Raw genomic sequence first — 25,819 nt, 5'->3', positions numbered from 1 at the left:
AGTTTGCCTGCGGAGGCCGGCACGCCGGTCCGCGATATTGCCTTGCTTGAGAAACCCCGCCGGACGAACCGGCGGGGTTTTCGTTTGCGCGGGGGAGCGCCGCAACGGCGCCCCGCTCCGCGGTTTCAGACACGCGCCTCAGTGGGCGCCATCCACGGCCTTGGCGCCACGCGGAATGCGCACGCTCTCGACCAGGTGCTGGATGTGCTCCGGCGGTTCCTTGGTGACCTTGTCCACCGCGAAGGCGACGGCGAAGTTCACCAGCGCGCCGATGGCGCCGAAGGCTTCCGGCACGATGCCGAAGAAGGAGTTCGGGCCGCCGATGAGGTCGGTGAACTCGGTGCCCTGGATGAAGAACAGGCCCTTGTGCGCGAACACGTAGAAGCAGGTCACGATCAGGCCCGCCAGCATGCCAGCCACGGCGCCTTCCTTGTTCATCTTCTTGGAGAAGATGCCCATCATGATCGCCGGGAACAGCGAACCCGCCGCGATACCGAAGGCCAACGCCACCGTACCGGCCGCGAAGCCCGGAGGGTTGAGGCCCAGGTAGCCGGCCAGCACGATCGCCGCGACCATGGACAGCTTGCCCGCGAGCAGTTCGCCCTTCTCCGAGATGTCCGGGTTGATGACGTTCTTGATCAGGTCATGGGACACGGCCGCGGAGATCGCCAGCAACAGACCGGCCGCGGTGGACAGCGCCGCAGCGATACCGCCGGCCGCCACCAGGGCGATCACCCAGTTGGGCAGCAGCGCGATTTCCGGGTTGGCGAGCACGATGATGTCGGCGTTGACCGACAGTTCGTTGCCCTGCCAGCCCGCGGCCTCGGCGCGCGCCTTGGCGTCCGCGTTGGCGGTCTTGTCGTTGTAGTACTGGATGCGGCCGTCGCCATTCTTGTCCGCCCACTTCAGCAGGCCGGTCTGCTCCCAGCGCTTCATCCAGTCCGGACGCTGTTCATAGACCAGGCTGGCCTCGGCGGCGTACAGGTCGGCATTGGCCTTCACCGTGTCCGGGTTCACCACCAGCTTGCCGGCGGCGTCCGTTTCCAGGCCCACCGCGGTATTGACCGTGCCGTGCAGGTTCAGCTTGGCCATGCCGGCCACGACCGGCGCGGTGGTGTACAGGATGGCGATGAAGATCAGCGCCCAGCCCGCCGAGCTGCGCGCATCCGCCACCTTGGGCACGGTGAAGAAGCGCACGATCACGTGGGGCAGACCGGCGGTGCCGATCATCAGCGACATGGTGTACACGAACATGTTGAGGTAGGAACCCGGCACGGAACTGGTGTACTCGCTGAAGCCGAGGTCGGACACGACCAGGTTCAGCTTGTCCAGCAGCGATACGTCGGTACCGGAGATGTCGGAACCCAGGCCCAGTTGCGGGATCGGGTTGCCGGTGAGCTGCAGGGAGATGAAGATCGCCGGGATCACGTAGGCGAAGATCAGCACGATGTACTGCGCCACCTGGGTGTAGGTGATGCCCTTCATGCCGCCGAACACCGCATACACGAACACGATGCCCATGCCCACATACACGCCCACCGCGTTGGAGACGCCGAGGAAGCGCGAGAAGGCCACGCCCACGCCGGTCATCTGGCCGATCACGTAGGTGATGGACGCGGTCAGCAGGCAGACCACCGCCACGGTGGAGGCCGTCTTGGAGTAGAAGCGGTCGCCGATGAACTGGGGCACGGTGAACTTGCCGAACTTGCGCAGATACGGCGCCAGCAGCATGGCCAGCAGAACGTAGCCGCCGGTCCAGCCCATCAGAAACAGGCCGCCGCCGTAGCCCATGTTGGCGATCAGGCCGGCCATGGAGATGAAGGAGGCAGCGGACATCCAGTCGGCCGCGGTGGCCATGCCGTTGGTGATGGGATGCACGCCGCCGCCGGCCACGTAGAAATCGCTGGTGGAGCCGGCGCGCGTCCAGTAGGCGATGCCCAGGTACAACGCGAACGATGCGCCGACGACCAGATAGGTCAGAGTTTGCAGATCCATGAGTAAGTGTCCCCTCAGTCTTCGTGCACGTCGAATTTGCGGTCGATCTCGCCCATCTTCTTCGCGTAGTAGAAGATGCACACGATGAAGATGTAGATCGAACCCTGGTGGGCGAACCAGAAGCCCAGCGGATAGCCGCCCAGGCTGATGGCATCGAGCGCCGGCTTGAACATGATGCCGGCCCCGAAGGACACGACGAACCAGACGACCAGTACCTTGGTCAGCAGGCCCAGCGTCGCCTTCCAGTAGGCGTCTCCGTTGCTGTCCATAACTCCTCCTTGCCTTGTTTTGATGGAAACCGCCGGCTCTGCCGTGCGCGTGGACGCAAGACGGCCGGCAGGGACTGCGAGGCGATTATAGGAACGGAGTTCTTACTCAATACTTACAACTTTCTGATTGATTTCATGCACGGAGATCAGCAAAGGTGCGCGCCGACAGCGCGCTGCCGGGTGGGTGGAAGGGAAGCACCCGCCCGGTGTTCAGGCCGCCGGACGGAACACCAGCATCGCCGTGCCCTGGGTCTGGCGCTTGCTGTCGTAGCCGATCAGCCGGACCAGGTTGCCGGGGTTGGCGTCGCGGCAGCGCCGGCATTCGCCGAGGATGCGGTCCACGTCGGTCTCGCCGAACAGGGGCAGCTCCCACAGGTACCAGTAGTGGCTCATGGCGTGCGCCGGCTCGCAGTGCTCCACCGCCGGGCTCCAGCCGCGCGCGACGATGTAGGCCACCTGGCGGCGCAGCGCCGCGTCGTCCATCGGCGGCAGGTAGGAAAAGGTCTCGAAGCGGCGGCTGGCCGGGTCGTCGAGGCGGGAGGGGTAGTCCTGGATTTCGGTCATGGGTATCTCCTGAATGTCGTGTGCCGGATCGGCCCGGCAGTTGATTACCGTTCCGGCTGGCCGAGGCGCCGGGAGTCCTTCTCCCTCCCCTTCAAGGGGAGGGCCGGGGTGGGGATGGGTCTATCGACGGGCTGAACCGAAACCCATCCCCATTCTGTCCTTCCCCTTGAAGGGGAAGGAACCTGCTAAGTGGAATCCGGGGGCAGCCCTCAGGCGGCCACGGCCAGCTTGTCCACGGTGTCGAACTCGAACCTGATCTCCTTCCAAGTCTCCATGGCCATCTTCAGTTCGGGGCTGGATTCGGCCGCGCGCAGCAGCACGTCCCTGCCCTCCTTATCCAGTTCGCGGCCTTCGTTGCGGGCCTGCACGCAGGCTTCCAGCGCCACCCGGTTGGCCGCGGCCCCGGCGGCGTTGCCCCAGGGGTGGCCCAGCGTTCCGCCGCCGAACTGCATCACCGAGTCGTCGCCGAAGATGGACACCAGCGCCGGCATGTGCCACACGTGGATGCCGCCGGACGCCACCGGCAGCACGCCGGGCATCTGGCCCCAGTCCTGGTCGAAGAAGATGCCGCGGGCGCGGTTTTCCCTGGTGTAGCGCTCGCGCAGCATGTCGATCCAGCCCAGCGTGGCTTCCCGGTCGCCTTCCAGCTTGCCCACCACGGTGCCCGAATGCAGGTGGTCGCCGCCCATCAGGCGCAGCATCTTGGCGAGCACGCGGAAGTTGATGCCGTGGCGCGGGTTGCGGTCGATCACCGCGTGCATGGCGCGGTGCACGTGCAGCAGCATGCCGTTGTCGCGGCACCACTTGGAGAGGCTGGTATGCGCCGCCCAGCCCACCGTCAGGTAGTCGCTCATGATGATCTTGCTGCCGATCTCCCTGGCGAACTCGGCGCGCTTGTACACGTCCTCCATGGTCGCGGCGGTGACGTTCAGGTAGTGGCCCTTGCGCTCGCCGGTCTCGGCCTCGGCCTTGTCGATGGCCTCCTGGCAGAACAGGAAGCGGTCGCGCCAGCGCATGAAGGGCTGGGAATTCACGTTTTCGTCGTCCTTGGTGAAATCCAGCCCGCCGCGCAGGCACTCGTACACCGCGCGCCCGTAGCTCTTGGCGGAAAGCCCCAGCTTGGGCTTGATGGTGCAGCCCAGCAGCGGGCGGCCGTACTTGTCCAGCTTGTCGCGCTCCACCTGGATGCCGTGGGGCGGTCCCGGGCAGGTGGTGACGAACCACAGGGGAAAGCGCACGTCCTCCAGGCGCAGCGCCCGCACCGCCTTGAAGCCGAACACGTTGCCCACCAGGGAGGTGAACACGTTCACCACCGACCCCTCCTCGAACAAGCCCATGGGGTAGGCGATGAAGGCGTAGAAGGCCTCGTCGTCGCCCGGCACGTCCTCGATCCGGTAGGCGCGGCCCTTGTAGTACTGCAGGTCGGTCAACAGGTCGGTCCACACCGTGGTCCAGGTGGCGGTGGAGGATTCCGCCGCCACCGCCGCCGCGGCCTCCTCCCGCGGCACGCCGGCCTGCGGCACGATCTTGAATGCTGCCAGCAGGTCGGATTCCTTGGGCGTGTAGTCGGGTTCCCAGTAGATCTCCCGGTATTCCTTGACGCCCGCCTGGTAGGTCGTGGCCATGTCTCGCTCCTTTGGTCTCGGGTTTGCCTTGCCACCGGCCGCAGGGCGCGGTGGGTTCGGCTTGACTTTAAGGAAGCGAACAAATAAACAACAGTTAATTGTTCAAATAGAAACCATATACAAATCCATATGATCCGCCACTGGACCCTGCAGCAGCTCCGCCTCTTCGAAGCGGTCGCCCGCCACCGCAGCTTCACCCGCGCCGCCGGGGAACTGCACCTGACCCAGCCCGCGGTCTCCATCCAGGTCAAACGCCTGGAAGAGAGCATCGGCCTGCCGCTCTTCGAGCAGGTGGGCAAGCGGCTCTTCCTGACCCGCGCGGGCGAGGAGGTGTTCGCCGCCGCGGGGGACGTGGTCGGCCGCCTGCGCGGCCTGGCCGGCACGGTGGCGGACATGAAGGGCAAGGTGGCCGGCCCGCTCAAGGTGGCGGCGGTGTCCTCCACCACCTATTTCATGCCGGACTTCCTCGGCCGCTTCCTGCGCGCCTGGCCCGAGGTGCAGCCCCAGCTCACGGTGACCAACCGGTCCAGCGTGGTGGAGCGCCTGGCCGGCAACGAGGACGATTTCGTCATCATGGGCGGCGTGCCGGAACGGCTCCCGCTGGCGGTGCACCCCTTCCTGGAAAACCCGCTGGTGCCCATCGCCCACCCGGATCACCCGCTGGCGCGGGAGACGCACATCCCGCTGGCCCGCTTCGCCGCCGAACGCTTCCTGATGCGCGAACAGGGCTCCGGCACCCGCGCCGCCACCGAACGGCTGTTCGCCGCCCACGGCCTGGAAGCGCAGGTGTACATCGAACTGGGCTCCAGCGAGGCGATCAAGCATGGCGTCATGGCCGGCCTGGGCGTGTCGGTGATGTCGCGCTCCGGGCTCGGCCTGGAACTGGAAACCGGTCGCATCGTGCAACTGCCGGTGGAAGGCCTGCCCCTCGCGCGCATGTGGCATGCGGTACACTTGGCCGGCAAACGCCTGAGCCTGACGGCGGCGACCTTCCTGGATTTCCTGTTGCGCGAAGGCCGGGCAACGTAGCGGAGAGCCTGGTGCGCAAGGTCTCGGTGTCGATGCTCGCCGCCCGCAACCCCCACGAGCCCGCCCGGACGCAATCCGCGCCGGGCCAGTCCATGTAAACCGGTCCCGCCATGCTCGGCACTCACGATCTGCCCCTCTTCATCCTCTCCGGGATACTGCTCAACATCACGCCGGGCGCCGATTCGCTGTACATCGCCACCCGCAGCGCGACCCAGGGGGTGAGGGCCGGCATTGCAGCCGCGCTCGGCATCAGCGCGGGCTGCTACGTCCACATCTGCGCCGCGGCCTTCGGGCTGTCGGCGCTTCTCGCCACGTCCTCCGCAGCCTTCACCGCCGTCAAATTCGCCGGGGCCGCCTATCTCGTCTATGTCGGGCTGTCCCTCCTGCTGCGTTCCCGGCCCGCATCGGCCCAGGCCGGCACCGCCTTGCCCCCTGCGGCATCCCTGCGCACCGTGTTCGCGCAGGGGCTGCTCACGAACGTCCTGAACCCGAAGGTCGCCCTGTTCTTCCTGGCTTTCGTTCCGCAGTTCATCGAACCGTCCGCGCCCGACAAGGCGCTCGCCTTCATCTTTCTCGGCACCCTGTTCAGTTTCAACGGCACGCTCTGGTGCCTCTTCCTGGCGTGGGCGTCCGCGCGCATCGGCGCACTGGGCAGCGGCAGCCGGGCGGCGGTCTGGCTCAACCGCAGCGTGGGCGCCGTCTTCGTCTATCTGGGCGTGCGGCTGGCGCTGGACAGGCAGGGCTGATCCCGGGATGCGGCGGACGTCCCGCGGGCTTTGACGCATGGCGGTACCAGCCAGCAGGCGGCCGGCTGCTATGATCCTTGGACATCCACAAGAAGATCAGGAGGAGCCATGAACGCCATCAGCACCGTCCCGGAACGCGCCATCGACGCCTTCCACCCGCCCCGCCGCATCCTGCTCGGCCCCGGCCCCTCCGACCTCCACCCCCGCGTCATGGCCGCGCTGGGCCAGGGCGTGATCGGCTACCTGGACCCGGTCTTCGTCGGCATGATGGAAGAACTCAAGACCCTGCTGCGCTACGCCTTCCAGACCGCCAATCCCCTCACCTTCCCCCTCTCCGGCCCCGGCTCGGTGGGCATGGAAACCTGCTTCGTGAACCTCGTCGAGCCGGGCGACAAGGTCGTCGTCTGCCGCAACGGCGTGTTCGGCGGGCGCATGATCGAGAACGTCGAACGCAGCGGCGGCCGGGCCGTGATCGTGGAAGAAGAATGGGGCCGCCCCATCGACCCGCAGAAACTGGAAGACGCCCTGCGCGCCCACCCGGACGCGCGCATCGTCGCCTTCGTCCATGCGGAAACCTCCACCGGCGCCCAGTCGGACGCCGCCACCCTGTGCCGCATCGCCCGCGAGCACGGCTGCCTCACCATCGTAGACGCCGTCACCTCCCTCGGCGGCACCCCGGTCAAGGTGGACGAATGGGGCGCGGACGCCACCTATTCCGCCAGCCAGAAATGCCTGTCCTGCACCCCCGGCCTCGCCCCAGTCACCTTCAGCACCGCTGCCATCGACAAGGTGCGCGCCCGCAAGACCAAGGTGCAAAGCTGGTTCATGGACCTCACCCTGGTGCTCGACTACTGGGGCGCCACCCAGCGCACCTACCACCACACCGCCCCCGGCAACAGCCTCTACGGCCTCCACGAAGCCCTGCGCCTGCTCGCCGAGGAAGGCCTGGAAAACGCCTGGTCCCGCCACCGCCACCACCACCACGCCCTGAAAGCCGGCCTGGAAGCCCTGGGGCTGGAGTTCATCGTGCCGGAAGCCGCCCGCCTACCCCAGATGAACGCTGTGCGCGTACCCGCCGGCGTGGACGACCTCACCGTGCGCCGCGCCCTGCTGCAGGACCACGCCGTGGAAATCGGCGCCGGCCTGGGGCCGCTGGCGGGCAAAGTGTGGCGCGTGGGTCTGATGGGGTATTCGGCGCGGGAGGAGAACGTGTTTGCCGCACTCGGGGCGCTGGAGCAGGTTCTGTCCCAAGCGGGCCACAAGACCGTTCCCGGCGCTACCGCGGCCGCGGCCGCGGCGCATCGGGCTTACGCTGAGCAGCATCTCATCACCGCGGGCTGATGTTGAACCCGCCGGGCTGTATGAGTGGCCCGGCAACCACCAATTCTTCGCTGTCCGACTCTACACTCATTGCCTGCAGGCATATGCAGCGCCAGCCCGTGAGGCCGATCACGCGGCTCCGCACATTACGGCGAGGCGCACGTTTGCTCGAAGGCTGCGACGCGATATCCTGACCACGTACGACGACGTTCTACATGGGCCGCCAACGTATGGGAGTGCCCTGCGAAGCATTTACCCCAGGGAACCAAGCGGGCCTTTCAGGCCGCCCGGCAAGCAAGTCCGACTACCACACGCCCCCTGGACAAGAGCACTCCATGTTTCTCCTGACGATCATATTGCTCGCCGCCGTTTCCCCATTTCTCATCCTCCTCGCCTTCATCAGGTGGGACAGGCACAGGCTCGCGAATGAGAAGGTAGAGCCCATGCCGCGCGAAAAGCTGAAGAACGGCTGGACGCCAAAGCCGGGTTCGGACGCACCCATACTCATCGGCTTATCCGCAGTGTTCGCCGTCATGGGGATCCACGATTGGCTATGGCCCCATCAGCCACCTTACAGCGGACGCATGTCATGGGCATTCGAGATTGCCCACCGGTTTGTCGGCAATCACGCAGAGGCCGTCGTCATGTGGGCAATCTCTGCATTTCTTCTTCTCATTGTCATTGCCTCCGCAAAGTGGAAATGATGAAAGGAGCAAACAATGGACCCCGTCATCGATAAGCTGCTCGGCCACGACTGACATGGCATTGACCCCGCTGTAAACGCACGAGCCCGAAATTGGCAAAGAGGGCAGTTCGTGTCGTCGCCGTCACCACATGCATGGCGATTCTGTTGCCGGTTGCGTATTTCTTTGCGGGTGCATTCTTCGACCGAAAGGCATTGCACAAGGCCACCGAGTTCTGCTCGACAGTTTCAAGGGGCGAACCATTCGATGCGATAGGCGAGAAAGCCCGGATGCACGGTGCCACCCTGGAGAGCTGGCCGCCGCGCCCTGGCGGCGGCGAACGATATGTCGCCATCTTCCGGGGCTCTCTTCTCTATTCTGTGCACTGTGAGATATCAGTGGTGAATGAACGAGCGGCCGCGAGGTTCATTGAGGAATGGTCCTGGTGACCTCGGCGCCAAAGCCTCCAGCCCGCATAGGGCGCAATAACCAAAAGGCATTGCGCCGAATGTCGATACGTGCCGTATGCCATCCAGCGCAATACGGCTGAACATCCCCATCTATGGATGAAAACGCCCGGCCGGTAAGGGCCGGGCGTTACCGATGCACTGAACGGACGCGGATCAGGGCTGGATGGCGACCTTCAGCACCCCGTCGCGCTGGTTGGCGAACAGTTCGTAGGCGGCCACGATGTCGTCGAGCTTGTAGCGGTGCGTGACCAGCACGCCCAGGTCCACGCGCTCGGAGGCGACCACGTTCATCAGCCGGCGCATGCGTTCCTTGCCGCCGGGACACAGGGCGGTGTTGATCTTGTGGTCGCCGAGGCCGGCGGCGAAGGCGCCCAGGGGAATCTTCAGGTCGCTGGAGTACACGCCCAGGCTGGAAAGCGTGCCACCGGGCTTGAGTATGCGCAGGGCGGATTCGAAGGTGCCCTGGGTTCCGAGCGCCTCGATGGCGGAATCGACGCCGCGGCCGTCGGTGAGCTTGAGGATTTCATCGACGACGTCGCAGTTGCGGAAGTTCAGCGTCACGTCCGCGCCCATCACTTTCGAGACGCCCAGCCGGTGGTCGTTGCCGTCCACCGCGATGACGGTGGTCGCCCCCAGCAGGCGGGCGCCGGCGGTGGCACACAGGCCGATGGGGCCCTGGGCGAACACGGCCACCGTGTCGCCGAGCCGGATGTTGGCATTCTCGGCGCCTTTGAAACCGGTGGACATGATGTCCGGGCACATCAGCACCTGTTCGTCGGTGAGGCCGTCGGGGATGGGTGCCAGGTTGGCCTGGGCGTCGGGCACCAGCACGTATTCGGCCTGGGTGCCGTCGATGAGGTTGCCGAAGCGCCAGCCGGCGGTGGCTTTGTAGCCGTGGCGGCCGCACTGCCCGCTGGGGATGAGGTAGCTGCCGTCCTGGGAGGGGGCGCCGTCCTGCGCGGCGTAGGAGTTGAAATTGGGGCAGATGGCGCCGGCGATCACGCGCTGGCCTTCGGTGTAGCCCTGCACGGCGCTGCCCAGTTTCTCGATCACGCCCACCGGCTCGTGGCCGATGGTGAGGCCGGGCTTGACCGGGTATTCGCCCTTGAGGATGTGTACGTCGGTGCCGCAGATGGTGGTAGTGGTGATGCGGATCAGGGCGTCGTTGGGCCCGACGTCCGGAATCGGTTTGTCTACCAGTTCGATACGGCCCGGCGCTACGAAAACGGTTGCTTTCATCATGGTCATGGGGCTTTCCTCCTGGATCGGCCAAAGAACCTTCACAGTTTAGGCCAGACTGCGATTTCTGCCCGCTCACGGGGGTTGACCTCGGTCAACGGAAAGCGCCACCGCCGTCATGAAACCACAATGATGCGGCGGTTCGCGGAGACAAGGCGCCGGCCGCGCACAAAGAAAGAGGCCCCCGCAACGCGGGAGCCTCGCCGGGAATACGGAGACGGCCAGCCGCCTGCCTACATGCGCGCGATCATCGCGTCGCCGAAGGCCGAGCAGGAGATCTCGTTGGCACCTTCCATCAGGCGGGCGAAGTCGTAGGTGACCTGCTTGTCGGCGATGGCCGCTTCCATGCCCTTGATGACTAGGTCCGCGGCTTCCTTCCAGCCCAGGTGGCGCAGCATCATCTCGGCGGAAAGGATCAGCGAGCCGGGGTTCACCTTGTCCTGGCCGGCGTACTTGGGCGCAGTGCCGTGGGTGGCCTCGAAGCAGGCGTACTGGTCGGAGATGTTGGCCCCCGGCGCGATGCCGATGCCGCCGACCTGGGCCGCCAGCGCGTCGGAGACGTAGTCGCCGTTGAGGTTGAGGGTGGCGATCACGTCGTATTCCGCCGGACGCAGCAGGATCTGCTGCAGGAAGGCGTCGGCGATGGCGTCCTTGACGATGATCTCGCGGCCGGTCCCGGGGTTCTCGAAACTGCACCACGGGCCCCCGTCGATGGGCTGGGCGCCGAATTCCTCCTGGGCGACCTTGTAGCCGATGTCGCGGAACAGGCCCTCGGTGAACTTCATGATGTTGCCCTTGTGCACCAGCGTGACCGACTTGCGGTCGTTGTCGATGGCGTACCGGATGGCGGCGCGCACGATGCGGCTGGTGCCTTCGATGGAGACGGGCTTGATGCCGATGCCGGAGGTTTCCGGAAAGCGGATCTTCCTGACCCCCATCTCGTTCTGCAGAAAGGCGATGACCTTCCTTGCGCCGTCGGACAGGGCCTGCCATTCGATGCCGGCGTAGATGTCCTCGGTGTTCTCGCGGTAGATGACCATGTCAGTCAGTTCCGGGTTCTTCAGCGGACTGGGCACGCCCTTGAAGTAGCGCACGGGGCGCACGCACTGGTAGAGGTCCAGTTCCTGGCGCAAGGCGACGTTGAGCGAGCGGATGCCGCCGCCCACCGGGGTGGTCATCGGGCCCTTGATGGAGACGGAGAATTCCTTCAGGGCGTCGAAGGTCTCCTTGGGCAGCCACTCGTCGGGGCCGTAGATGCGGGTGGATTTCTCCCCGGCATAGACCTCCATCCAGTGGATTTTCTTCTTGCCGCCGTAGGCCTTGGCCACCGCCGCATCGATGACCTTGATCATCACCGGGGTGATGTCGATGCCGATGCCGTCGCCTTCGATGAACGGGATGATGGGATTGTCGGGAACGGGTTGGCCGGGAATGATCTTCTGTCCGCCTGCCGGAACCGTGATCTTGGATGCGCTCATGCGTACTCCCCTCCTGGTTGACGTGCGTGTAACAGTCTCCGTTGTTTCAACGCGCTCAGGCCGGCAGTGTGGGCGTCGCCCAAAAGAAAACGCCCCGGGCCGCTGCCGGCCCGGGGCGGCAGTTGCCCCGCGATTATCCCCCAAACCCGGCGCCCTTGCAGGCGCCGGGCCGGGCTGCGCAGACCTCCTCAGGCCGAGGCGATCACCGCGTTGAAGGTGGCGCTGGGGCGCATCACCGCGCTGCACTTGCCGGCGTCCGGCAGGTAGTAGCCGCCGATGTCGGCCGGCTTGCCCTGCACCGCCTTCAGCTCGGCCACGATCTTCTGCTCGTTCTCGGCCAGGGCCTTGGCGAGCGGGCCGAACTTGGCGGCGAGTTGCGCATCGTCCTTCTGCGCGGCCAGCGCCTGAGCCCAGTACAGGGACAGATAGAACTGGCTGCCGCGGTTGTCCAGCTCGCCGGTGCGGCGCGAGGGGGACTTGTTCTCGTCGAGCAGCTTGCCGGTGGCTTCGTCCAGGGTCTTGGCCAGCAGCTTGGCGCGGGCGTTGTTCTCCTTGATGCCCAGGTCTTCCAGCGACACCGCCAGGGCGAGGAACTCGCCCAGGGAATCCCAGCGCAGGTGGTTTTCTTCCAGCAGTTGCTGCACGTGCTTGGGCGCCGAGCCGCCGGCGCCGGTCTCGTACATGCCGCCGCCGGCCATCAGCGGGACGATGGACAGCATCTTGGCGCTGGTGCCCAGTTCCATGATGGGGAACAGGTCGGTGAGGTAATCGCGCAGGATGTTGCCGGTGACGGAGATGGTGTCAAGGCCGCGGGCGACGCGCTCCAGCGTGTAACGCATGGCGCGCACCTGGCTCATGATCTGGATGTCCAGGCCGGTGGTGTCGTGGTCCTTGAGGTACTTCTGCACCTTCTTGATCAGCTCGTTCTCGTGCGGGCGGTAGGGGTCCAGCCAGAATACCGCGGGGGTGCCGGAGTTGCGCGCGCGGGTCACGGCGAGCTTGACCCAGTCGCGGATCGGCGCGTCCTTGACCTGGCACATGCGCCAGATGTCGCCGGCTTCCACGTTCTGCGACAGCAGCACTTCGCCGGTGGCGATGTCGGTGATGTTGGCCACGCCGTCTTCGGGGATCTCGAAGGTCTTGTCGTGGGAGCCGTATTCCTCCGCCTTCTGTGCCATCAGGCCCACGTTGGGCACGGTGCCCATGGTCTTCGGGTCGAAGTTGCCGTGCCATTTGCAGAAGTTGATCATCTCCTGATAGATGCGGGCGAAGGTGGATTCCGGCATCACGGCCTTGCAGTCGTAGGGCTTGCCGTCGGCGCCCCACATCTTGCCGCCCTGCCGGATCATGGCCGGCATGGAGGCGTCCACGATGATGTCGTTGGGCGAGTGGAAGTTGGTGATGCCCTTGGCGGAATCCACCATGGCCAGTTCGGGACGGTGCTCGTGGCAGGCGTGCAGGTCGCGGATGATTTCGTCGCGCTGGGATTCGGGCAGGGTCTTGATCTTCTCGTACAGGTCGATCATGCCGTTGTTGACGTTGATGCCCAGTTCGTCGAACAGCTTGCCGTGCTTCTCGAACGCTTCCTTGTAGTAGATCTTGACGCAGTGGCCGAAGACGATGGGGTGGGAGACCTTCATCATCGTCGCCTTGACGTGCAGCGAGAACAGGATGCCCGCATCGCGGCAGTCGTCGAGTTCCTTCTCGTAGAACTCGCACAGGGCCTTCTTGCTCATGAACATGGAGTCGATGATCTCGCCGTCCAGCAGCGCGACCTTGGGCTTGAGCACGATGCTCTTGCCGCTCTTCGTGATGAGCTCCATCTTCACGTCGCGGGCCTTGTCCAGCGTGAGCGACTTCTCGCCGTGGTAGAAGTCGCCGTGCTCCATGTGCGAGCAGTGGGTCTGCGACCACTGCTTCCATTCGCCCATGGAATGCGGGTGCTTCTTCGCGTAGTTCTTGACCGCGGCCGGCGCGCGGCGGTCGGAGTTGCCCTCGCGCAGCACCGGGTTGACCGCGGAGCCCAGACACTTGGAGTAGCGCGTCTTGAGCGCCTTTTCTTCTTCGGTCCTGGGGTCTTCCGGGTAGTCGGGGATCTTGTAGCCCTTGCCCTGCAGTTCCTTGATCGCGGCCTTCAACTGCCCCACCGAGGCGCTGATGTTGGGCAGCTTGATGATGTTGGTGTCCGGCTCCAGGGTCAGGCGGGCGAGCTCGGCCAGGGTGTCGGGCACCTTCTGCTCGTCGGTGAGATAGTCGGAGAACTCGGCCAGCACGCGCGCCGCCACCGAAATGTCGGCCGCCTCGACCTCGATGCCGGCAGCCCCGGCAAAGGTTCGCACCACCGGCAGGAAGGCGGCGGTGGCCAGCATGGGCGCTTCGTCAGTGATGGTGTAGATGATGGTCGGCTGCTTGGATGGCATGGCTACTCACTCCCTCGTCGTCACGATAGAACCGCCCGCAATACCGGTGCGGTCAGGAAACGGACGCAGAAGGCAGGGCTGCGCCTGGCGCGTTGAAAGACATTGGAGCTGCGGAGCCACGGCCCGGCCGGCACGCCCCCTCGTGCCCTGGCCCGGCCCTCCGCGCAGCCACTGCAGGCCGGGCGGCGGTATTCCGCTCTGCGAGGCCTGGCGACTTCCAACCGACTTTTCGAACGCCGCATTATAGCCCCGTGAACGGCGTTCATCGATCTCTGCAAAAAGACATCTCACATCATGAAATAGATAAATGATAGAAGACTGCCGCCCGCAGCCCGGACGGAATCGCAAGGCGGAATCCGGAGCGTGCGCTCTAGCCCTTCCGCCCCGCCCAGTGCGACACTTACCCCGTCCGCCCGGCATGCAGGGGAAGAACGATGGACGCAGTTTCCGGTGAGAACCCGGTGGCGCAGGCGATCGCGCAGGCGCTGATCGAAGGCTTCAACAAGCACTACCGCATCTTTCGCGACACCAGCCGGCGCGCCAAGGAGAGCTTCGAGGCCGCCGACTGGCAGGGCCAGCTCGACGCCGTGCGCGACCGCGTGCAGTTCTACGACGACCGCGTGGACGAGGCCGTGCACCGCCTGCACCAGGAGTTCGACGCCGATTCCCTGGACGACGCCACCTGGCAGCAGGTCAAGCTGCACTACATCGGCATGCTGATCCGCCACAAGCAGCCCGAGCTGGCGGAGACCTTCTTCAACTCCGTGTGCTGCAAGATCCTGCACCGCACCTATTACAACAACGACTACATCTTCGCTCGCCCGGCCATCGCCACCGAATACATCGAATCCTTCCCGCCGGTGTACAGCAGCTACTACCCCCAGGACGAGGGCCTGCGCGCCACGGTGCGGCGCATCGTGGAGGATTTCGACTGGCAGCGCCCCTTCGAGGACCTGGAGCGGGACATCGACCACGTGCTGCGCGCCACCGAACAGTACCTGGGGTCGTGGCCGGCGATGGAGGTGAACTGCCAGGTCCAGGTGCTGTTCTCCGCCTTCTACCGCAACAAGACGGCCTACATCATCGGCAAGGGCGTCAACGGCTACCAGGAGACGCCCTTCGCGCTGGCGGTGCGCCACAACGCCGCCGGCAGGCTCTACATCGACACCATCATCCTGGACCCATGGCGCATCTCGGTGCTGTTTTCCCTGTCGCGCGCCTACTTCCTGGTGGATATGGAAGTGCCCTCCGGCTACGTGCACTTCCTGCGCTCCATCATGCCCCACAAGCCGAGAAGCGAGCTCTACACCATGCTGGGCCTGGGCAAGCAGGGCAAGACCATGTTCTTCCGCGACCTGGTGGCCCATCTGCGCCATTCCAACGACCGCTTCATCGTCGCGCCGGGCATCCGCGGCATGGTCATGCTGGTGTTCACGCTGCCGTCCTACCCCTACGTCTTCAAGATCATCAAGGACGTGTTCGGCAGCACGAAGAACATGGACCGCGCCACGGTCAAGCGCAAGTACCAGATCGTGAAGCAGGTGGACCGGGTCGGGCGCATGGCCGACACGCTGGAATACTCCAACGCGGCGCTGCCCCTGTCGCGCTTCCACCCGGAGCTGCTGGAGGAACTGGCGCAACTCGCCCCCTCCTCCTTCGAGATCGACGGCGACTCGGTGGTCATCAAGCACCTCTACATCGAGCGCCGCATGACGCCGCTCAACATCTACCTGGAGAAATCCAGCGACGAGGAGGTGGAGCACGCGGTGCGCGAATACGGCAACGCCATCCGGGAACTGGCCATCGCCAACATCTTCCCCGGCGACATGCTGTGGAAGAACTTCGGCGTGACGCGCTACGGGCGCATCGTGTTCTACGACTACGACGAGATCGAGTTCATGACCGACATGAACTTCCGCAAGATTCCGCCCGCGCCCTACCCGGAGATGGAACTGGCGGGCGAGCCCTGGTATTCCGCCGCCCCCATGGATGTGTTCCCGGAAGAATTCGCCACCTTCCTGCTCGGTTCGCCGCGCGTGCGCAAGGCCTTCCTGAAGTACCACCGGGACCTGCTGGAGCCCGGCTTCTGGCAGCGGGCGCAGGAAACCATACGCAGCGGCTACGTGGAGGATTTCTTCCCCTATCCGGAGGAAATCCGCTTCCGCAACCTGTTTCCCGCCGCGCCCGCGGAAGGGGCCGCGGCCTGAACGAACTACGAACGGCGCCGGCTCACCAGCCCAGTTCGAGCAGCCAGGGGCCGGAACCCTCCGCCAGCGCGCGGCGCACGTAGGGCACCGTGGTCTCAGGCAGCGCGTCGGGGGCGAACCATTCCAGCCGGTCGCACTTGAGGGGCTCGCAGATGCGCGGTTCGCCAGCCCAGGCCCGGGCGCGGACGAAGAAGTCGATGCGGTTGGTGTCCGACAGGCGATGCACCACACCCAGCGGCACCACGTCCGCTTCCCGCAGCAGCAGGCCGGTCTCCTCGCCGATCTCCCGCGCCGCGGTGCGGGCGATGGATTCACCCGCCTCCACGTGCCCGCCCGGCAGGCTGTACAGTCCGTCGAAGAAACCGGTGCCGGCGCGGCGCATCATCAGCACCCGGCCGTCGCGCTCCACCACGACGTGTACCCCGACCGGAATGCCCGGATGCGGCTGCCCTGTCATCAATGCTTGCCGGTGCTGCCGAAGCCGTTGCCGCCACGCTCGGAGCGCGCGAATTCGTCCACCACGTTGAAACCGACCTGCAGCACCGGCACCACCACCAGTTGGGCGATGCGTTCCATGGGCTGGATGGTGAAGGTCTCGCGCCCGCGGTTCCACACCGAGACGAAGATCTGCCCCTGATAGTCGGAATCGATGAGCCCGACCAGGTTGCCGAGCACGATGCCGTGCTTGTGGCCCAGCCCGGAGCGCGGCAGGATCATCGCCGCCAGCCCCGGGTCCGCCAGGTGGATGGCCAGGCCGCTCGGCACCAGCGCGGTCTCGCCCGGATGCAGGGTCAGGGAGACGTCGATGCAGGCGCGCAGGTCCAGCCCCGCCGCCCCCGGCGTGGCGTAGGCCGGCGCGTGGCTGCGCAGGCGGGGGTCGATCAGTTTCACGTCGATCTTGTGCATGCTCATTCCTCCCTTTGCGCACCACCGTTCAGCAGCGCGGCCAGATGGTCCACGATGCGCTTCGCCAGTTCCGCCTTGGACGACCGCCCGAGCGGATAGCGCCCGTTCTCGTCGTACAGCACCACCTCGTTGTCGTCGCCCCCCAGCCCGTCCTGCACCAGGTTGCCGACCAGCAGCGGCAGGCGCTTGGCCACCCGCTTGCCTTGCGCGTAGGTATCCAGCTCGCGGCTTTCCGCGGCGAAGCCCACGCAGAACGGCGGTTCGGGCAGGGCCGCGACCTCGGCGAGGATGTCCGGATTGAGCGTGAGCGTCAGTTGCATCGTGTCACCGGACTTCTTGACCTTGTGCTCGGCCGCCTTGAGCGGGCGGTAGTCGGCGACCGCGGCGACGCCGATGAAGATCGATGCACCGGACAGGTTGGCGAACACCGCGTCGCGCATCTCCAGCGCGCTCTGCACCGCAACGCGCCGCACCCCCACCGGCGCCGGGAGCGCCACGGGACCGCTGACCAGCACCACTTCCGCCCCCGCCCGCGCACAGGCTCGCGCCAGCGCGTAGCCCATCTTGCCGGAACTGGAATTGGTGATGCCGCGCACCGGGTCGATGGCCTCGAAGGTCGGCCCCGCCGTCAGCACCACCTTGCGCCCGGCCAGCAGCTTGGGCTGGAAGAAGGCGATGACGGACTCCAGCAGTTCCTCCGGCTCCAGCATGCGTCCGGGACCAATCTCGCCGCAGGCCTGGTCGCCCTCGGCCGGGCCGAACACCGCCACGCCGTCGGCGGCGAGCTGAGCCACGTTGCGGCGGGTGGCCGGGTTCTCCCACATCTGCCGGTTCATCGCCGGTGCCACCATCAGCGGGCAATCCCGCGCCAGGCACAGCGTGGACAGCAGGTCGTCCGCCAGGCCGTGCACCAGCTTGGCGATAGTATCGGCCGAGGCCGGCGCGATCAGGATGCCGTCGGCGCCGCGCGTCAGATCGATGTGCGCCATGTTGTTGCCCATGCGCCCGTCCCACAGGTCGGTCCACACCGTGTGGCCGGACAGGGCCTGGAAGGTGACCGGCGTGACGAAGTGCGTGCCCGCCTCGGTCATCACCACGTGGACCTCCGCACCCGCCTTGGTCAGCAACCGGGTCAGCTCGGCCGCCTTGTAGGCCGCCACGCCGCCGGTGACGCCGAGTACGAGCTTCCTGCCCTTGAGTTCGTTCATGACATTAGGGTCTAATCGAGATTCCGTTCAAATCAGATGACCACCCATGGCGATCACCGACTGGCCGGCGGACGAGCGTCCGCGCGAAAAACTCCTGGCACGCGGCGCGCGCAACCTGAGCGACGCCGAACTGCTCGCCCTGTTCCTGCGCGTCGGCGTGCGCGGGCGCAGCGCAGTGGACCTGGGGCGCGACCTGCTCGCCCACTTCGGCAGCCTCACCTGCCTGTGCAACGCTTCCGCAGCCGATTTTGCTCGCCTTCCCGGCATGGGGCTGGCGAAGTATGCCCAACTGCAGGCGGTGATGGAACTGGCACGGCGCGCACTGGGCGAGGAAATGGCCGAACGCGACGTGCTCGACACGCCCGGCGCGGTGCGCGACTGGCTGCGGCTGCGCCTGGGCAGCCTGCCCCACGAGGTGTTTGCGGTGCTGCTGCTCGACGCGCGCAACCGCCTGATCGAAGCGGTCGAACTGTTCCGCGGCACCCTCACCCAGACCAACGTATACCCCCGCGAAGTCGTCAAGCTGGCACTGGCCCACAACGCCGCCGCGGTGATCCTGGCGCACAATCACCCTTCCGGCGCCGCCGAACCGAGCCACGCCGACGAGTTGCTCACCGCAAGCCTCAAGCAGGCACTCGCGCTGGTGGACATCCGCGTGCTCGACCACTTCGTCGTCACCGCCCACGGCGCGCCGCTGTCGTTCGCCGAACGCGGCCTGTTGTGAGCACTGCGCCCGCCTGACATCGCGCCTCAGGCACTTGCGTCGGACCGGCCCCATGGAGTATCCTCCGCGGTTTTCGCAATCCGAATTCCCTGGAGCATCGTATGGCTCGCGTCTGCCAAGTGACCGGTAAAGCACCGATGGTGGGAAATCATGTTTCCCACGCCAACAACAAGACCAAGCGTCGTTTCCTCCCCAACCTGCAGAACCGCCGGTTCTGGAGCGAGGCCGAGAACCGCTGGATCAGCCTGCGTGTGTCGAATGCCGGCCTGCGCACCATCGACAAGAAGGGCATTGACGAAGTCGTTGCCGAACTTCGCGCCCGCGGCGAGAAAATCTGAGGCCGTCCCCGGACTCGCCACGCACTGAACGGAGAGCAACATGGCAAAAGGCATTCGCGAGAAGATCAAGCTGGAGTCGACTGCCGGCACCGGCCACTTCTACACCACCTCGAAGAACAAGCGCACCACCCCGCAGAAGCTCGAGTTCAAGAAGTACGATCCGGTCGCGCGCAAGCACGTCCTGTACAAGGAAATCAAGCTGAAGTAAGCAGCACGCCCCACCGGGGCGAGAGCGCTCCAGACGACAAGAGGCCGCCGGAATTCCGGCGGCCTCTTGTCTTTGGGGAACCGTACCCGGCTACTGCAACGCAGCGGTACGGCGTTCCGCGATTGACCGGCTTCTTACACCTTCTGGATGTTGGAAGCCTGCTTACCCTTGGGGCCCTGGGTGACCTCGAAGGAGACCTTCTCGCCTTCCTTCAGGGTCTTGAAGCCGCCCATGTTGATCGCGGAAAAATGCGCGAAGAGATCTTCGCTGCCGTCGTCCGGGGTGATGAAACCAAAACCCTTGGCGTCGTTGAACCACTTAACAGTGCCAGTTGCCATATTGCGTCAATCCTTCAAGAGTGCACGAAACGTACCGGGTAGCCCGGCGGGCATGTCGATGCGAAGGACCCGGAACCAGCACTGCCGCAACGGAAGAACCGACGCAGCCCCCCTGGCGCAGACTGCACGCGTAGCCACACCAGACGGAGCCAGCGCGTTGCACCTTGCACGACATACGGAAGTGCTTTTACGCAACTGACGGCACAGCGTCAAGCATTTCTTCCGCATTTCTTCACCCCCGGCGCTTGCGCGCTGCAACACGACCCGGATCGCTCCACCGACCGCCGTGCAAACTGGCACGGGATTGGCTTGCACTCATTGCGAATGGTGCCGTTTGCGGTGCACCGAAACGGGCGTCGAAAGGCTGTTGTATTTCGGCACGGAACCCCCAGATAGAAGCCAAGGCGGCGCTGTTGCACTCTGCTTCGACTTGATTAGAATGGGTTGCATGGCCACGCACAAGCAGGACGAGTTCGTACTCGAGGCGGAACGTACAAGCACCAGACCTCCGCCGTTATACAAGGTGCTATTGCTCAACGACGACTTCACACCAATGGATTTCGTTGTCGTCGTGTTGCAGAAATTTTTCGGCATGGACCGCGAACGTGCCACGCGGGTCATGCTCCAAGTCCACAGAGAGGGCATGGGGGTATGCGGCGTCTTCCCGAGGGACATCGCATCGACCAAGGTGGAACAGGTCGTCTCCTTTGCTCGCCAGCACCAGCATCCGCTGGCATGCGTGATGGAGGAAAACTGAATGATCGCGCAAGAGCTTGAAGTCAGCCTGCACATGGCCTTCGTCGAGGCGAGGCAAAAGCGACACGAATTCATCACCGTGGAGCATTTGCTACTAGCCCTGCTCGACAATCCGTCGGCGGCGGAGGTGTTGCGTGCCTGCAACGCCAACATCGACGAACTGCGCCGTGAGCTGACCGGCTTCATCAACGAGCACACGCCCAAGGTGGAAGGCAGCGACGAAATCGACACGCAGCCCACCCTCGGCTTCCAGCGCGTCATTCAGCGCGCGATCCTCCACGTTCAATCCTCGGGCAAGAAGGAAGTCACCGGCGCCAATGTGCTGGTGGCCATCTTCGGCGAAAAGGATTCCCACGCGGTGTACTTCCTGCAACGGCAGAACATCTCGCGTCTGGACGTGGTGAACTACATCTCCCATGGCATTGCCAAGACGCCCCAGCACGGTGCGAGCGCACCAAACCGGAGCGAGCCCGCGGAACAGGGCGAGCAGGAGCAGGAACCCCAGTCCGCCGGCGGTGCGCTGGAAAACTACACGCAGAACCTCAACCAGCAGGCGCTGGTGGGCAAGATCGATCCGCTGATCGGACGCGAGAAGGAAGTCGAGCGCGTCATCCAGACCCTGTGCCGGCGGCGCAAGAACAATCCGCTGCTGGTCGGCGAGGCCGGCGTCGGCAAGACCGCCATCGCTGAAGGCCTGGCGCGCCGCATCGTGGAAGGCCGGGTGCCGGAAATCCTCGAAGACGCCCAGGTCTATGCACTCGACATGGGCGCCCTGCTGGCCGGCACCAAGTACCGCGGCGACTTCGAACAGCGCCTGAAGGCGGTGCTCAAGCAACTGGTCGAGCACCAGAACGCCATCCTGTTCATCGACGAGATCCACACCCTGATCGGCGCGGGTGCGGCCTCGGGCGGCACGCTGGATGCGTCCAACCTGCTCAAGCCGGCGCTCTCCTCCGGCCAATTGAAGTGCATCGGCGCGACCACCTACACCGAATACCGCCAGATCTTCGAGAAGGATCACGCGTTGTCGCGCCGGTTCCAGAAGATCGACGTGGTCGAGCCGACCGTGGCCGAGACGGTGGAAATCCTCAAGGGACTCAAGAGCCGCTTCGAGGAGCACCATGGCATCAAGTATTCCACCGCGGCCCTGTCGAGCGCGGCGGAACTGTCGGCCAAATACATCAACGACCGTCACCTGCCGGACAAGGCCATCGACGTCATCGACGAGGCCGGTGCGGCCCAGCGCATCCTGCCCAAATCCCGGCAGAAGAAGACCATCGGCAAGAACGAGATCGAGGAGATCGTCGCCAAGATCGCGCGCATCCCGCCGCGCACCGTGTCCAACGACGACAAGGCCGCGCTGAAGACGCTGGACCGGGATCTGAAGAACGTGGTGTTCGGCCAGGACGAAGCCATCGAGGCGCTCGCCAAGGCCATCAAGATGTCGCGCTCCGGCCTGGGCAACCCGGCCAAGCCCATCGGCTCCTTCCTGTTCTCCGGCCCCACCGGTGTAGGCAAGACCGAGGTCGCTCGCCAGCTCGCCTATACGCTCGGCATCGAGTTGGTGCGCTTCGACATGTCGGAGTACATGGAGCGCCACGCCGTGAGCCGGCTGATCGGCGCACCGCCGGGATACGTCGGTTTCGACCAGGGCGGGCTGCTCACCGAAGCGATCACCAAGAAGCCGCATTGCGTGCTGCTGCTGGACGAGATCGAGAAGGCGCATCCGGACATCTACAACATCCTGCTGCAGGTCATGGACCACGGCACGCTGACCGACAACAACGGCCGGCAGGCGGATTTCCGCAACGTGATCATCATCATGACCACCAACGCGGGCGCCGAGGCCATGCAGAAGGCGGTGATCGGCTTCTCCGCCAAGCGCGAGGTGGGCGACGAGATGGCGGAGATCAAGCGCATGTTCTCGCCCGAGTTCCGCAACCGGCTGGATGCCACGATCTCCTTCAAGGCGCTGGACAACGAGATCATCATGCGGGTGGTGGACAAGTTCCTCATCGAGCTGGAAGGCCAGTTGCACGAGAAGAAGGTGGAAGCCCACTTCACCGACGAGCTCAAGGCCTGGCTGGCCGAAAACGGCTTCGATCCGCTGATGGGTGCGCGCCCGATGGCCCGCCTGATCCAGGACACCATCCGCTCCGCGCTGGCCGACGAACTGCTGTTCGGGCGCCTAGTCAATGGCGGCAAGGTGACCATCGACCTGGACGACGACGGCAAGGTGAAGCTCTCCTTCGACGAGGAAGAGGTCGCCACCGTCTGACCGCGCCCCATCCCGCGCCACGAAGCGGCCCGCAATGGGCCGCTTCCTTTTTGTGCTGGCGGCTGGTTTATCATCCGCGTATCCCTCAACCCTCCCGGGAGATGCCATGGACATCCAGACCGCCGACCTGTGCGACGCCAACGAAGGCCGCGTGCACGTAGTCGCCCCCCTGTTCCGCAGCTACGGCGGACGCACCGCTTTCGGCGGCCCGATTGCCACGCTGAAGGTCTTCGAGGACAACTCGCTGGTACGCACCGCGCTGGAAGGCCCCGGCGAGGGCCGCGTGCTGGTGATCGACGGCGGTGGCTCGCTGCGCTGCGCGCTGGTGGGCGACCAACTCGCCTTGCTGGGGGTCAAGAACGGCTGGGCCGGCGTCATCGTATATGGCTGCATCCGCGACTCGAAGGCCATCGGCGGCATGGACATCGGCGCCTTCGCGCTGGCCACCCACCCGCTGAAGAGCATCAAGCGCGGCGTGGGCGAGCGCGACATCCCCGTTACCTTCGGCGGCGTCACCTTCGTGCCGGGGCATCACGTCTATGCGGACGAGGACGGCGTGATCGTCGCCGAGCAGGGCCTGCTCTGACCCGGAACGGCGCCGCCGCTGTGCGGCGCACCAGTTCACCATTTCACAGAGTCGGTTTTCGTTTCTTATAGTGAAAACACGTTCACAACACACTGTTTAATATGTAGAATTTTTTTCTTATATCTTATATAAGACCCATTGTTGCAGAGCCAGATTCTTCCTATACTGTTTTGGCGTTCGATGCCTTGCCGGCCGCATTCCGCAGGGCACCGAGACGAAGAGAACGCTTCCGGCCACGGCCGGCAGGCAGACCTCCCCACCCGATCCATCGTCAGCCAGTAAGGAATCGACATGACTCTGACCCGCGAACAGCAAATCGCCGCCCTCGAAAAGGACTGGGCCGAAAACCCCCGTTGGAAGGGCACCAAACGCGGCTACGCCGCCGCCGACGTGGTCCGCCTGCGCGGCAGCCTGCAGCCCGAATACACCCTGGCCCAGCGCGGCGCGCAAAAGCTGTGGGAAAAGGTCAACGGCGGCGCCAAGAAGGGCTACGTGAATGCCTTCGGCGCGATCACCGCGGGCCAGGCCATGCAGCAGGCCAAGGCCGGCCTGGAAGCCGTGTACCTGTCCGGCTGGCAGGTCGCCGCCGACGGCAATACCTCCGAAACCATGTATCCGGACCAGTCGCTGTACGCCTACGATTCCGTGCCGACCATGGTTCGCCGCATCAACAACACTTTCAAGCGCGCTGACGAAATTCAGTGGTCCCGCGGTATCAACCCGGGCGACAAGGAATTCGTCGACTACTTCCTGCCCATCGTGGCCGACGCGGAAGCCGGCTTCGGCGGCGTGCTGAACGCCTTCGAACTGATGAAGAACATGATCGCCGCCGGTGCCGCGGGCGTGCACTTCGAAGACCAGCTCGCCGCGGTGAAGAAGTGTGGCCACATGGGCGGCAAGGTGCTGGTGCCGACCCAGGAAGCCGTCGAAAAGCTGATCGCCGCGCGTTTCGCCGCCGACGTCATGGGCGTGCCGACCCTGATCCTGGCCCGTACCGACGCTGAGGCTGCCAACCTGCTGACCTCCGACCACGACGCCAACGACAAGCCCTTCCTGACCGGCGAACGCACCCAGGAAGGTTTCTACCGCGTCAAGAACGGTCTGGAACAGGCCATCAGCCGCGGCGTCGCCTACGCCCCCTACGCCGACCTGGTGTGGTGTGAAACCGGCACCCCGGACCTGGGCTTCGCCCGCGAGTTCGCTCAGGCCGTGCTGGCCGCCCATCCGGGCAAGCTGCTGTCCTACAACTGCTCGCCGTCCTTCAACTGGAAGAAGAACCTGGACGACAAGACCATCGCCCGCTTCCAGGACGAACTCTCGGCGCTGGGCTACAAGTACCAGTTCATCACCCTGGCCGGCATCCACATCAACTGGTTCAATACCTTCAAGTTCGCGCACGACTACGCCCGCGGCGAAGGCATGAAGCACTACGTGGAACAGGTTCAGCAACCGGAATTCGCCGCCCGTGACCAAGGCTACACCTTCGTGTCGCACCAGCAGGAAGTCGGCGCCGGCTACTTCGACGATGTGACCACCGTCATCCAGGGCGGCTCGTCCAGCGTCAAGGCACTGACCGGCTCCACCGAAGAAGAGCAGTTCCACTAAGACGGGCATGCGCCTGCCGGCCCATGCCGGCAGGCTACAGAGCACAACGCAACAAGGCCACCGTATGCGGTGGCCTTGTGCTTTAACGGGCGACTACCGGGATTCAGCCGCGCTCAACGCCCCTCTTGCCGCCGTCGCGCGGACCGTCGCCGCGCGGACCGCCGTAGTGACCGCCCTTGCCGCCGGGCCCCCTGCCGCCGAAATCGGCGTCGAACACCTTCTTCTGCGCATCCGACAGCGTGGCGTAGAAGCTTTCCACCGCCTTGCGCGTCTCGGCCAACTCGGCCTGGCGCAGCTTGCCCAGCTCTTCCGCGCGCTGCAGGCGTTCGGGCGCGGTCTTCGGCGCTTCCTGCTGCGCGCGCTTGGCCCATTCGGCGGAGGTGCGCTCGGCCTGGCCGGCCAGCGTGCTCTTGAACGCGCTCCACGCCGGCTGCTGCTGGGGCGTGAGCGCGAGCGCCAGTTCCAGGCGTGCCAGACGCAATTCGGCGCGTTCGGCCATGCGCTTCTGCATGTCCTCGGGCGCCCCGCGGTGCCAGCCGGCCTTGCCGCCGTGCGGACCGAAGCCGTCGCAATCGCCGCCGCGCGCCAGGGCCGCAGTGGCACCCACGCCGGTGATGGCGATCAGGGAGGCAGCCAGGGTGGTCTTCATCCAGGTCTTCATGGTGTTCTCCTTTCCGTTGTCGGTTCCTTGCGCCCGCTGTCTCGGGCGACGGAGCCATTTCATCACCCGGATGTAAGCCGCATTTGTCCGCAGGCCGCCGTTTTGCACCCCCATGTCTCTACCCCCGCGGCGGATACGCTGGGATACAAAACCGCAGGGCCGCAGG

At 65.2% G+C, this 25,819-nt stretch carries 24 protein-coding genes; 12 read left to right on the top strand and 12 right to left on the bottom strand.

The features are described from left to right. Positions 1–138: 138 nt before the first annotated feature. The 4 genes from E6O51_RS12720 to E6O51_RS12705 form a co-directional block, all read right to left on the bottom strand. A complete protein-coding gene (locus E6O51_RS12720; RefSeq protein WP_136385369.1) occupies positions 139–1,995 on the bottom strand; it encodes a sodium:solute symporter family protein in 1,857 nt (618 codons plus the stop codon). Positions 1,996–2,009: 14 nt separating this feature from the next. After that, positions 2,010–2,264, bottom strand: coding sequence for a DUF4212 domain-containing protein (locus E6O51_RS12715; RefSeq protein WP_136385368.1), 255 nt, complete (start codon positions 2,262–2,264; stop codon positions 2,010–2,012). Positions 2,265–2,474: 210 nt separating this feature from the next. Then, positions 2,475–2,828: a ribulose bisphosphate carboxylase small subunit gene (locus E6O51_RS12710; protein ID WP_136385367.1), complete on the bottom strand. Its 354-nt coding sequence runs from the start codon at positions 2,826–2,828 to the stop codon at positions 2,475–2,477. Positions 2,829–3,037: 209 nt separating this feature from the next. Beyond that, positions 3,038–4,453 (bottom strand): form I ribulose bisphosphate carboxylase large subunit, encoded by a 1,416-nt coding sequence (locus E6O51_RS12705; protein WP_136385366.1) that lies wholly within the window; start codon positions 4,451–4,453, stop codon positions 3,038–3,040. 129 nt (positions 4,454–4,582) lie between these two features. Here E6O51_RS12705 and E6O51_RS12700 point away from each other — a divergent pair, with 129 nt between their 5' ends. From E6O51_RS12700 to E6O51_RS12685, 4 genes are all read left to right on the top strand, one after another. After that, positions 4,583–5,482 carry a LysR family transcriptional regulator gene (locus E6O51_RS12700; RefSeq protein ID WP_136385365.1) on the top strand — a complete coding sequence of 300 codons (900 nt, stop codon included), beginning with the start codon at positions 4,583–4,585 and terminating at the stop codon, positions 5,480–5,482. Between the two features lie 110 nt (positions 5,483–5,592). Then, positions 5,593–6,228 carry a LysE family translocator gene (locus E6O51_RS12695; protein ID WP_136385364.1) on the top strand — a complete coding sequence of 212 codons (636 nt, stop codon included), beginning with the start codon at positions 5,593–5,595 and terminating at the stop codon, positions 6,226–6,228. Between the two features lie 108 nt (positions 6,229–6,336). Next, on the top strand, positions 6,337–7,569 hold the full coding sequence (locus E6O51_RS12690; RefSeq protein ID WP_136385363.1) for a pyridoxal-phosphate-dependent aminotransferase family protein: 1,233 nt from the start codon (positions 6,337–6,339) through the stop codon (positions 7,567–7,569). Between the two features lie 314 nt (positions 7,570–7,883). Beyond that, complete coding sequence (locus tag E6O51_RS12685) at positions 7,884–8,252, top strand: hypothetical protein (protein ID WP_136385362.1); 369 nt, start codon at positions 7,884–7,886, stop codon at positions 8,250–8,252. Positions 8,253–8,854: 602 nt separating this feature from the next. Here the strand turns inward: E6O51_RS12685 and E6O51_RS12680 are convergent. From E6O51_RS12680 to E6O51_RS12670, 3 genes are all read right to left on the bottom strand, one after another. After that, on the bottom strand, positions 8,855–9,949 hold the full coding sequence (locus tag E6O51_RS12680; RefSeq protein WP_136385361.1) for an NAD(P)-dependent alcohol dehydrogenase: 1,095 nt from the start codon (positions 9,947–9,949) through the stop codon (positions 8,855–8,857). Between the two features lie 224 nt (positions 9,950–10,173). Then, the gene (icd, locus tag E6O51_RS12675) at positions 10,174–11,418 is read right to left on the bottom strand and encodes an NADP-dependent isocitrate dehydrogenase (RefSeq protein ID WP_136385360.1); all 1,245 of its coding nucleotides are present in this window, start codon (positions 11,416–11,418) and stop codon (positions 10,174–10,176) included. Positions 11,419–11,606: 188 nt separating this feature from the next. Beyond that, the gene (locus E6O51_RS12670; protein WP_136385359.1) at positions 11,607–13,838 is read right to left on the bottom strand and encodes an NADP-dependent isocitrate dehydrogenase; all 2,232 of its coding nucleotides are present in this window, start codon (positions 13,836–13,838) and stop codon (positions 11,607–11,609) included. Between the two features lie 434 nt (positions 13,839–14,272). Here E6O51_RS12670 and aceK point away from each other — a divergent pair, with 434 nt between their 5' ends. Next, positions 14,273–16,045 carry a bifunctional isocitrate dehydrogenase kinase/phosphatase gene (gene aceK, locus E6O51_RS12665; RefSeq protein ID WP_136385358.1) on the top strand — a complete coding sequence of 591 codons (1,773 nt, stop codon included), beginning with the start codon at positions 14,273–14,275 and terminating at the stop codon, positions 16,043–16,045. Between the two features lie 22 nt (positions 16,046–16,067). Here aceK and E6O51_RS12660 read toward each other — a convergent pair whose 3' ends face one another. From E6O51_RS12660 to coaBC, 3 genes are read right to left on the bottom strand one after another with little or no spacing between them, the layout of a single operon-like run. Beyond that, positions 16,068–16,502 (bottom strand): NUDIX hydrolase, encoded by a 435-nt coding sequence (locus tag E6O51_RS12660; protein WP_136385357.1) that lies wholly within the window; start codon positions 16,500–16,502, stop codon positions 16,068–16,070. Beyond that, complete coding sequence (gene dut / locus E6O51_RS12655) at positions 16,502–16,951, bottom strand: dUTP diphosphatase (protein WP_136385356.1); 450 nt, start codon at positions 16,949–16,951, stop codon at positions 16,502–16,504. Before dut ends, E6O51_RS12660 begins: the two co-directional genes overlap by 1 nt. A gap of 2 nt (positions 16,952–16,953) precedes the next feature. Further along, positions 16,954–18,159, bottom strand: a complete 1,206-nt coding sequence (coaBC, locus tag E6O51_RS12650) for a bifunctional phosphopantothenoylcysteine decarboxylase/phosphopantothenate--cysteine ligase CoaBC (protein ID WP_136385355.1) — start codon at positions 18,157–18,159, stop codon at positions 16,954–16,956. A 46-nt stretch (positions 18,160–18,205) separates the two neighbouring features. On the opposite strand from coaBC, the gene radC reads away from it, so the two are divergent. The 3 genes from radC to rpmG all read left to right on the top strand — a co-directional run bounded on the left by radC (position 18,206) and on the right by rpmG (position 19,429). Next, positions 18,206–18,883: a RadC family protein gene (gene radC, locus E6O51_RS12645; protein ID WP_136385354.1), complete on the top strand. Its 678-nt coding sequence runs from the start codon at positions 18,206–18,208 to the stop codon at positions 18,881–18,883. Positions 18,884–18,984: 101 nt separating this feature from the next. Next, complete coding sequence (gene rpmB, locus E6O51_RS12640) at positions 18,985–19,221, top strand: 50S ribosomal protein L28 (protein WP_136385353.1); 237 nt, start codon at positions 18,985–18,987, stop codon at positions 19,219–19,221. A gap of 40 nt (positions 19,222–19,261) precedes the next feature. Then, positions 19,262–19,429, top strand: coding sequence for a 50S ribosomal protein L33 (rpmG, locus tag E6O51_RS12635; RefSeq protein ID WP_107493707.1), 168 nt, complete (start codon positions 19,262–19,264; stop codon positions 19,427–19,429). 134 nt (positions 19,430–19,563) lie between these two features. Here the strand turns inward: rpmG and E6O51_RS12630 are convergent, their stop codons facing one another. Next, on the bottom strand, positions 19,564–19,767 hold the full coding sequence (locus E6O51_RS12630) for a cold-shock protein (protein WP_136385352.1): 204 nt from the start codon (positions 19,765–19,767) through the stop codon (positions 19,564–19,566). Positions 19,768–20,215: 448 nt separating this feature from the next. Here E6O51_RS12630 and clpS point away from each other — a divergent pair, with 448 nt between their 5' ends. From clpS to aceA, 4 genes are all read left to right on the top strand, one after another. Then, positions 20,216–20,524: an ATP-dependent Clp protease adapter ClpS gene (gene clpS / locus E6O51_RS12625; RefSeq protein WP_136385351.1), complete on the top strand. Its 309-nt coding sequence runs from the start codon at positions 20,216–20,218 to the stop codon at positions 20,522–20,524. After that, positions 20,525–22,801 (top strand): ATP-dependent Clp protease ATP-binding subunit ClpA, encoded by a 2,277-nt coding sequence (clpA, locus tag E6O51_RS12620; protein WP_136385350.1) that lies wholly within the window; start codon positions 20,525–20,527, stop codon positions 22,799–22,801. A 106-nt stretch (positions 22,802–22,907) separates the two neighbouring features. Further along, positions 22,908–23,387, top strand: coding sequence for a ribonuclease E activity regulator RraA (gene rraA, locus E6O51_RS12615; RefSeq protein ID WP_136385349.1), 480 nt, complete (start codon positions 22,908–22,910; stop codon positions 23,385–23,387). A gap of 291 nt (positions 23,388–23,678) precedes the next feature. Further along, positions 23,679–24,992, top strand: coding sequence for an isocitrate lyase (gene aceA / locus E6O51_RS12610; protein ID WP_136385348.1), 1,314 nt, complete (start codon positions 23,679–23,681; stop codon positions 24,990–24,992). 103 nt (positions 24,993–25,095) lie between these two features. Here aceA and E6O51_RS12605 read toward each other — a convergent pair whose 3' ends face one another. After that, positions 25,096–25,653 carry a Spy/CpxP family protein refolding chaperone gene (locus E6O51_RS12605; protein WP_136385347.1) on the bottom strand — a complete coding sequence of 186 codons (558 nt, stop codon included), beginning with the start codon at positions 25,651–25,653 and terminating at the stop codon, positions 25,096–25,098. Between the last annotated feature and the right edge of the window lie 166 nt (positions 25,654–25,819).

This window comes from Pseudothauera rhizosphaerae, assembly GCF_004801305.1.
Lineage (GTDB): Bacteria > Pseudomonadota > Gammaproteobacteria > Burkholderiales > Rhodocyclaceae > Pseudothauera > Pseudothauera rhizosphaerae.
This window is presented reverse-complemented; position numbering and strand designations above follow the sequence as displayed.

Bases quoted from the DNA above. Each gene is read 5' to 3' on its own strand.
- E6O51_RS12720 (WP_136385369.1), bottom strand. From the start codon at position 1,995: ATGGATCTGCAAACTCTGACCTATCTGGTCGTCGGCGCATCGTTCGCG.
- E6O51_RS12715 (WP_136385368.1), bottom strand. From the start codon at position 2,264: ATGGACAGCAACGGAGACGCCTACTGGAAGGCGACGCTGGGCCTGCTG.
- E6O51_RS12710 (WP_136385367.1), bottom strand. From the start codon at position 2,828: ATGACCGAAATCCAGGACTACCCCTCCCGCCTCGACGACCCGGCCAGC.
- E6O51_RS12705 (WP_136385366.1), bottom strand. From the start codon at position 4,453: ATGGCCACGACCTACCAGGCGGGCGTCAAGGAATACCGGGAGATCTAC.
- E6O51_RS12700 (WP_136385365.1), top strand. From the start codon at position 4,583: ATGATCCGCCACTGGACCCTGCAGCAGCTCCGCCTCTTCGAAGCGGTC.
- E6O51_RS12695 (WP_136385364.1), top strand. From the start codon at position 5,593: ATGCTCGGCACTCACGATCTGCCCCTCTTCATCCTCTCCGGGATACTG.
- E6O51_RS12690 (WP_136385363.1), top strand. From the start codon at position 6,337: ATGAACGCCATCAGCACCGTCCCGGAACGCGCCATCGACGCCTTCCAC.
- E6O51_RS12685 (WP_136385362.1), top strand. From the start codon at position 7,884: ATGTTTCTCCTGACGATCATATTGCTCGCCGCCGTTTCCCCATTTCTC.
- E6O51_RS12680 (WP_136385361.1), bottom strand. From the start codon at position 9,949: ATGACCATGATGAAAGCAACCGTTTTCGTAGCGCCGGGCCGTATCGAA.
- icd (WP_136385360.1), bottom strand. From the start codon at position 11,418: ATGAGCGCATCCAAGATCACGGTTCCGGCAGGCGGACAGAAGATCATT.
- E6O51_RS12670 (WP_136385359.1), bottom strand. From the start codon at position 13,838: ATGCCATCCAAGCAGCCGACCATCATCTACACCATCACTGACGAAGCG.
- aceK (WP_136385358.1), top strand. From the start codon at position 14,273: ATGGACGCAGTTTCCGGTGAGAACCCGGTGGCGCAGGCGATCGCGCAG.
- E6O51_RS12660 (WP_136385357.1), bottom strand. From the start codon at position 16,502: ATGACAGGGCAGCCGCATCCGGGCATTCCGGTCGGGGTACACGTCGTG.
- dut (WP_136385356.1), bottom strand. From the start codon at position 16,951: ATGCACAAGATCGACGTGAAACTGATCGACCCCCGCCTGCGCAGCCAC.
- coaBC (WP_136385355.1), bottom strand. From the start codon at position 18,159: ATGAACGAACTCAAGGGCAGGAAGCTCGTACTCGGCGTCACCGGCGGC.
- radC (WP_136385354.1), top strand. From the start codon at position 18,206: ATGGCGATCACCGACTGGCCGGCGGACGAGCGTCCGCGCGAAAAACTC.
- rpmB (WP_136385353.1), top strand. From the start codon at position 18,985: ATGGCTCGCGTCTGCCAAGTGACCGGTAAAGCACCGATGGTGGGAAAT.
- rpmG (WP_107493707.1), top strand. From the start codon at position 19,262: ATGGCAAAAGGCATTCGCGAGAAGATCAAGCTGGAGTCGACTGCCGGC.
- E6O51_RS12630 (WP_136385352.1), bottom strand. From the start codon at position 19,767: ATGGCAACTGGCACTGTTAAGTGGTTCAACGACGCCAAGGGTTTTGGT.
- clpS (WP_136385351.1), top strand. From the start codon at position 20,216: ATGGCCACGCACAAGCAGGACGAGTTCGTACTCGAGGCGGAACGTACA.
- clpA (WP_136385350.1), top strand. From the start codon at position 20,525: ATGATCGCGCAAGAGCTTGAAGTCAGCCTGCACATGGCCTTCGTCGAG.
- rraA (WP_136385349.1), top strand. From the start codon at position 22,908: ATGGACATCCAGACCGCCGACCTGTGCGACGCCAACGAAGGCCGCGTG.
- aceA (WP_136385348.1), top strand. From the start codon at position 23,679: ATGACTCTGACCCGCGAACAGCAAATCGCCGCCCTCGAAAAGGACTGG.
- E6O51_RS12605 (WP_136385347.1), bottom strand. From the start codon at position 25,653: ATGAAGACCTGGATGAAGACCACCCTGGCTGCCTCCCTGATCGCCATC.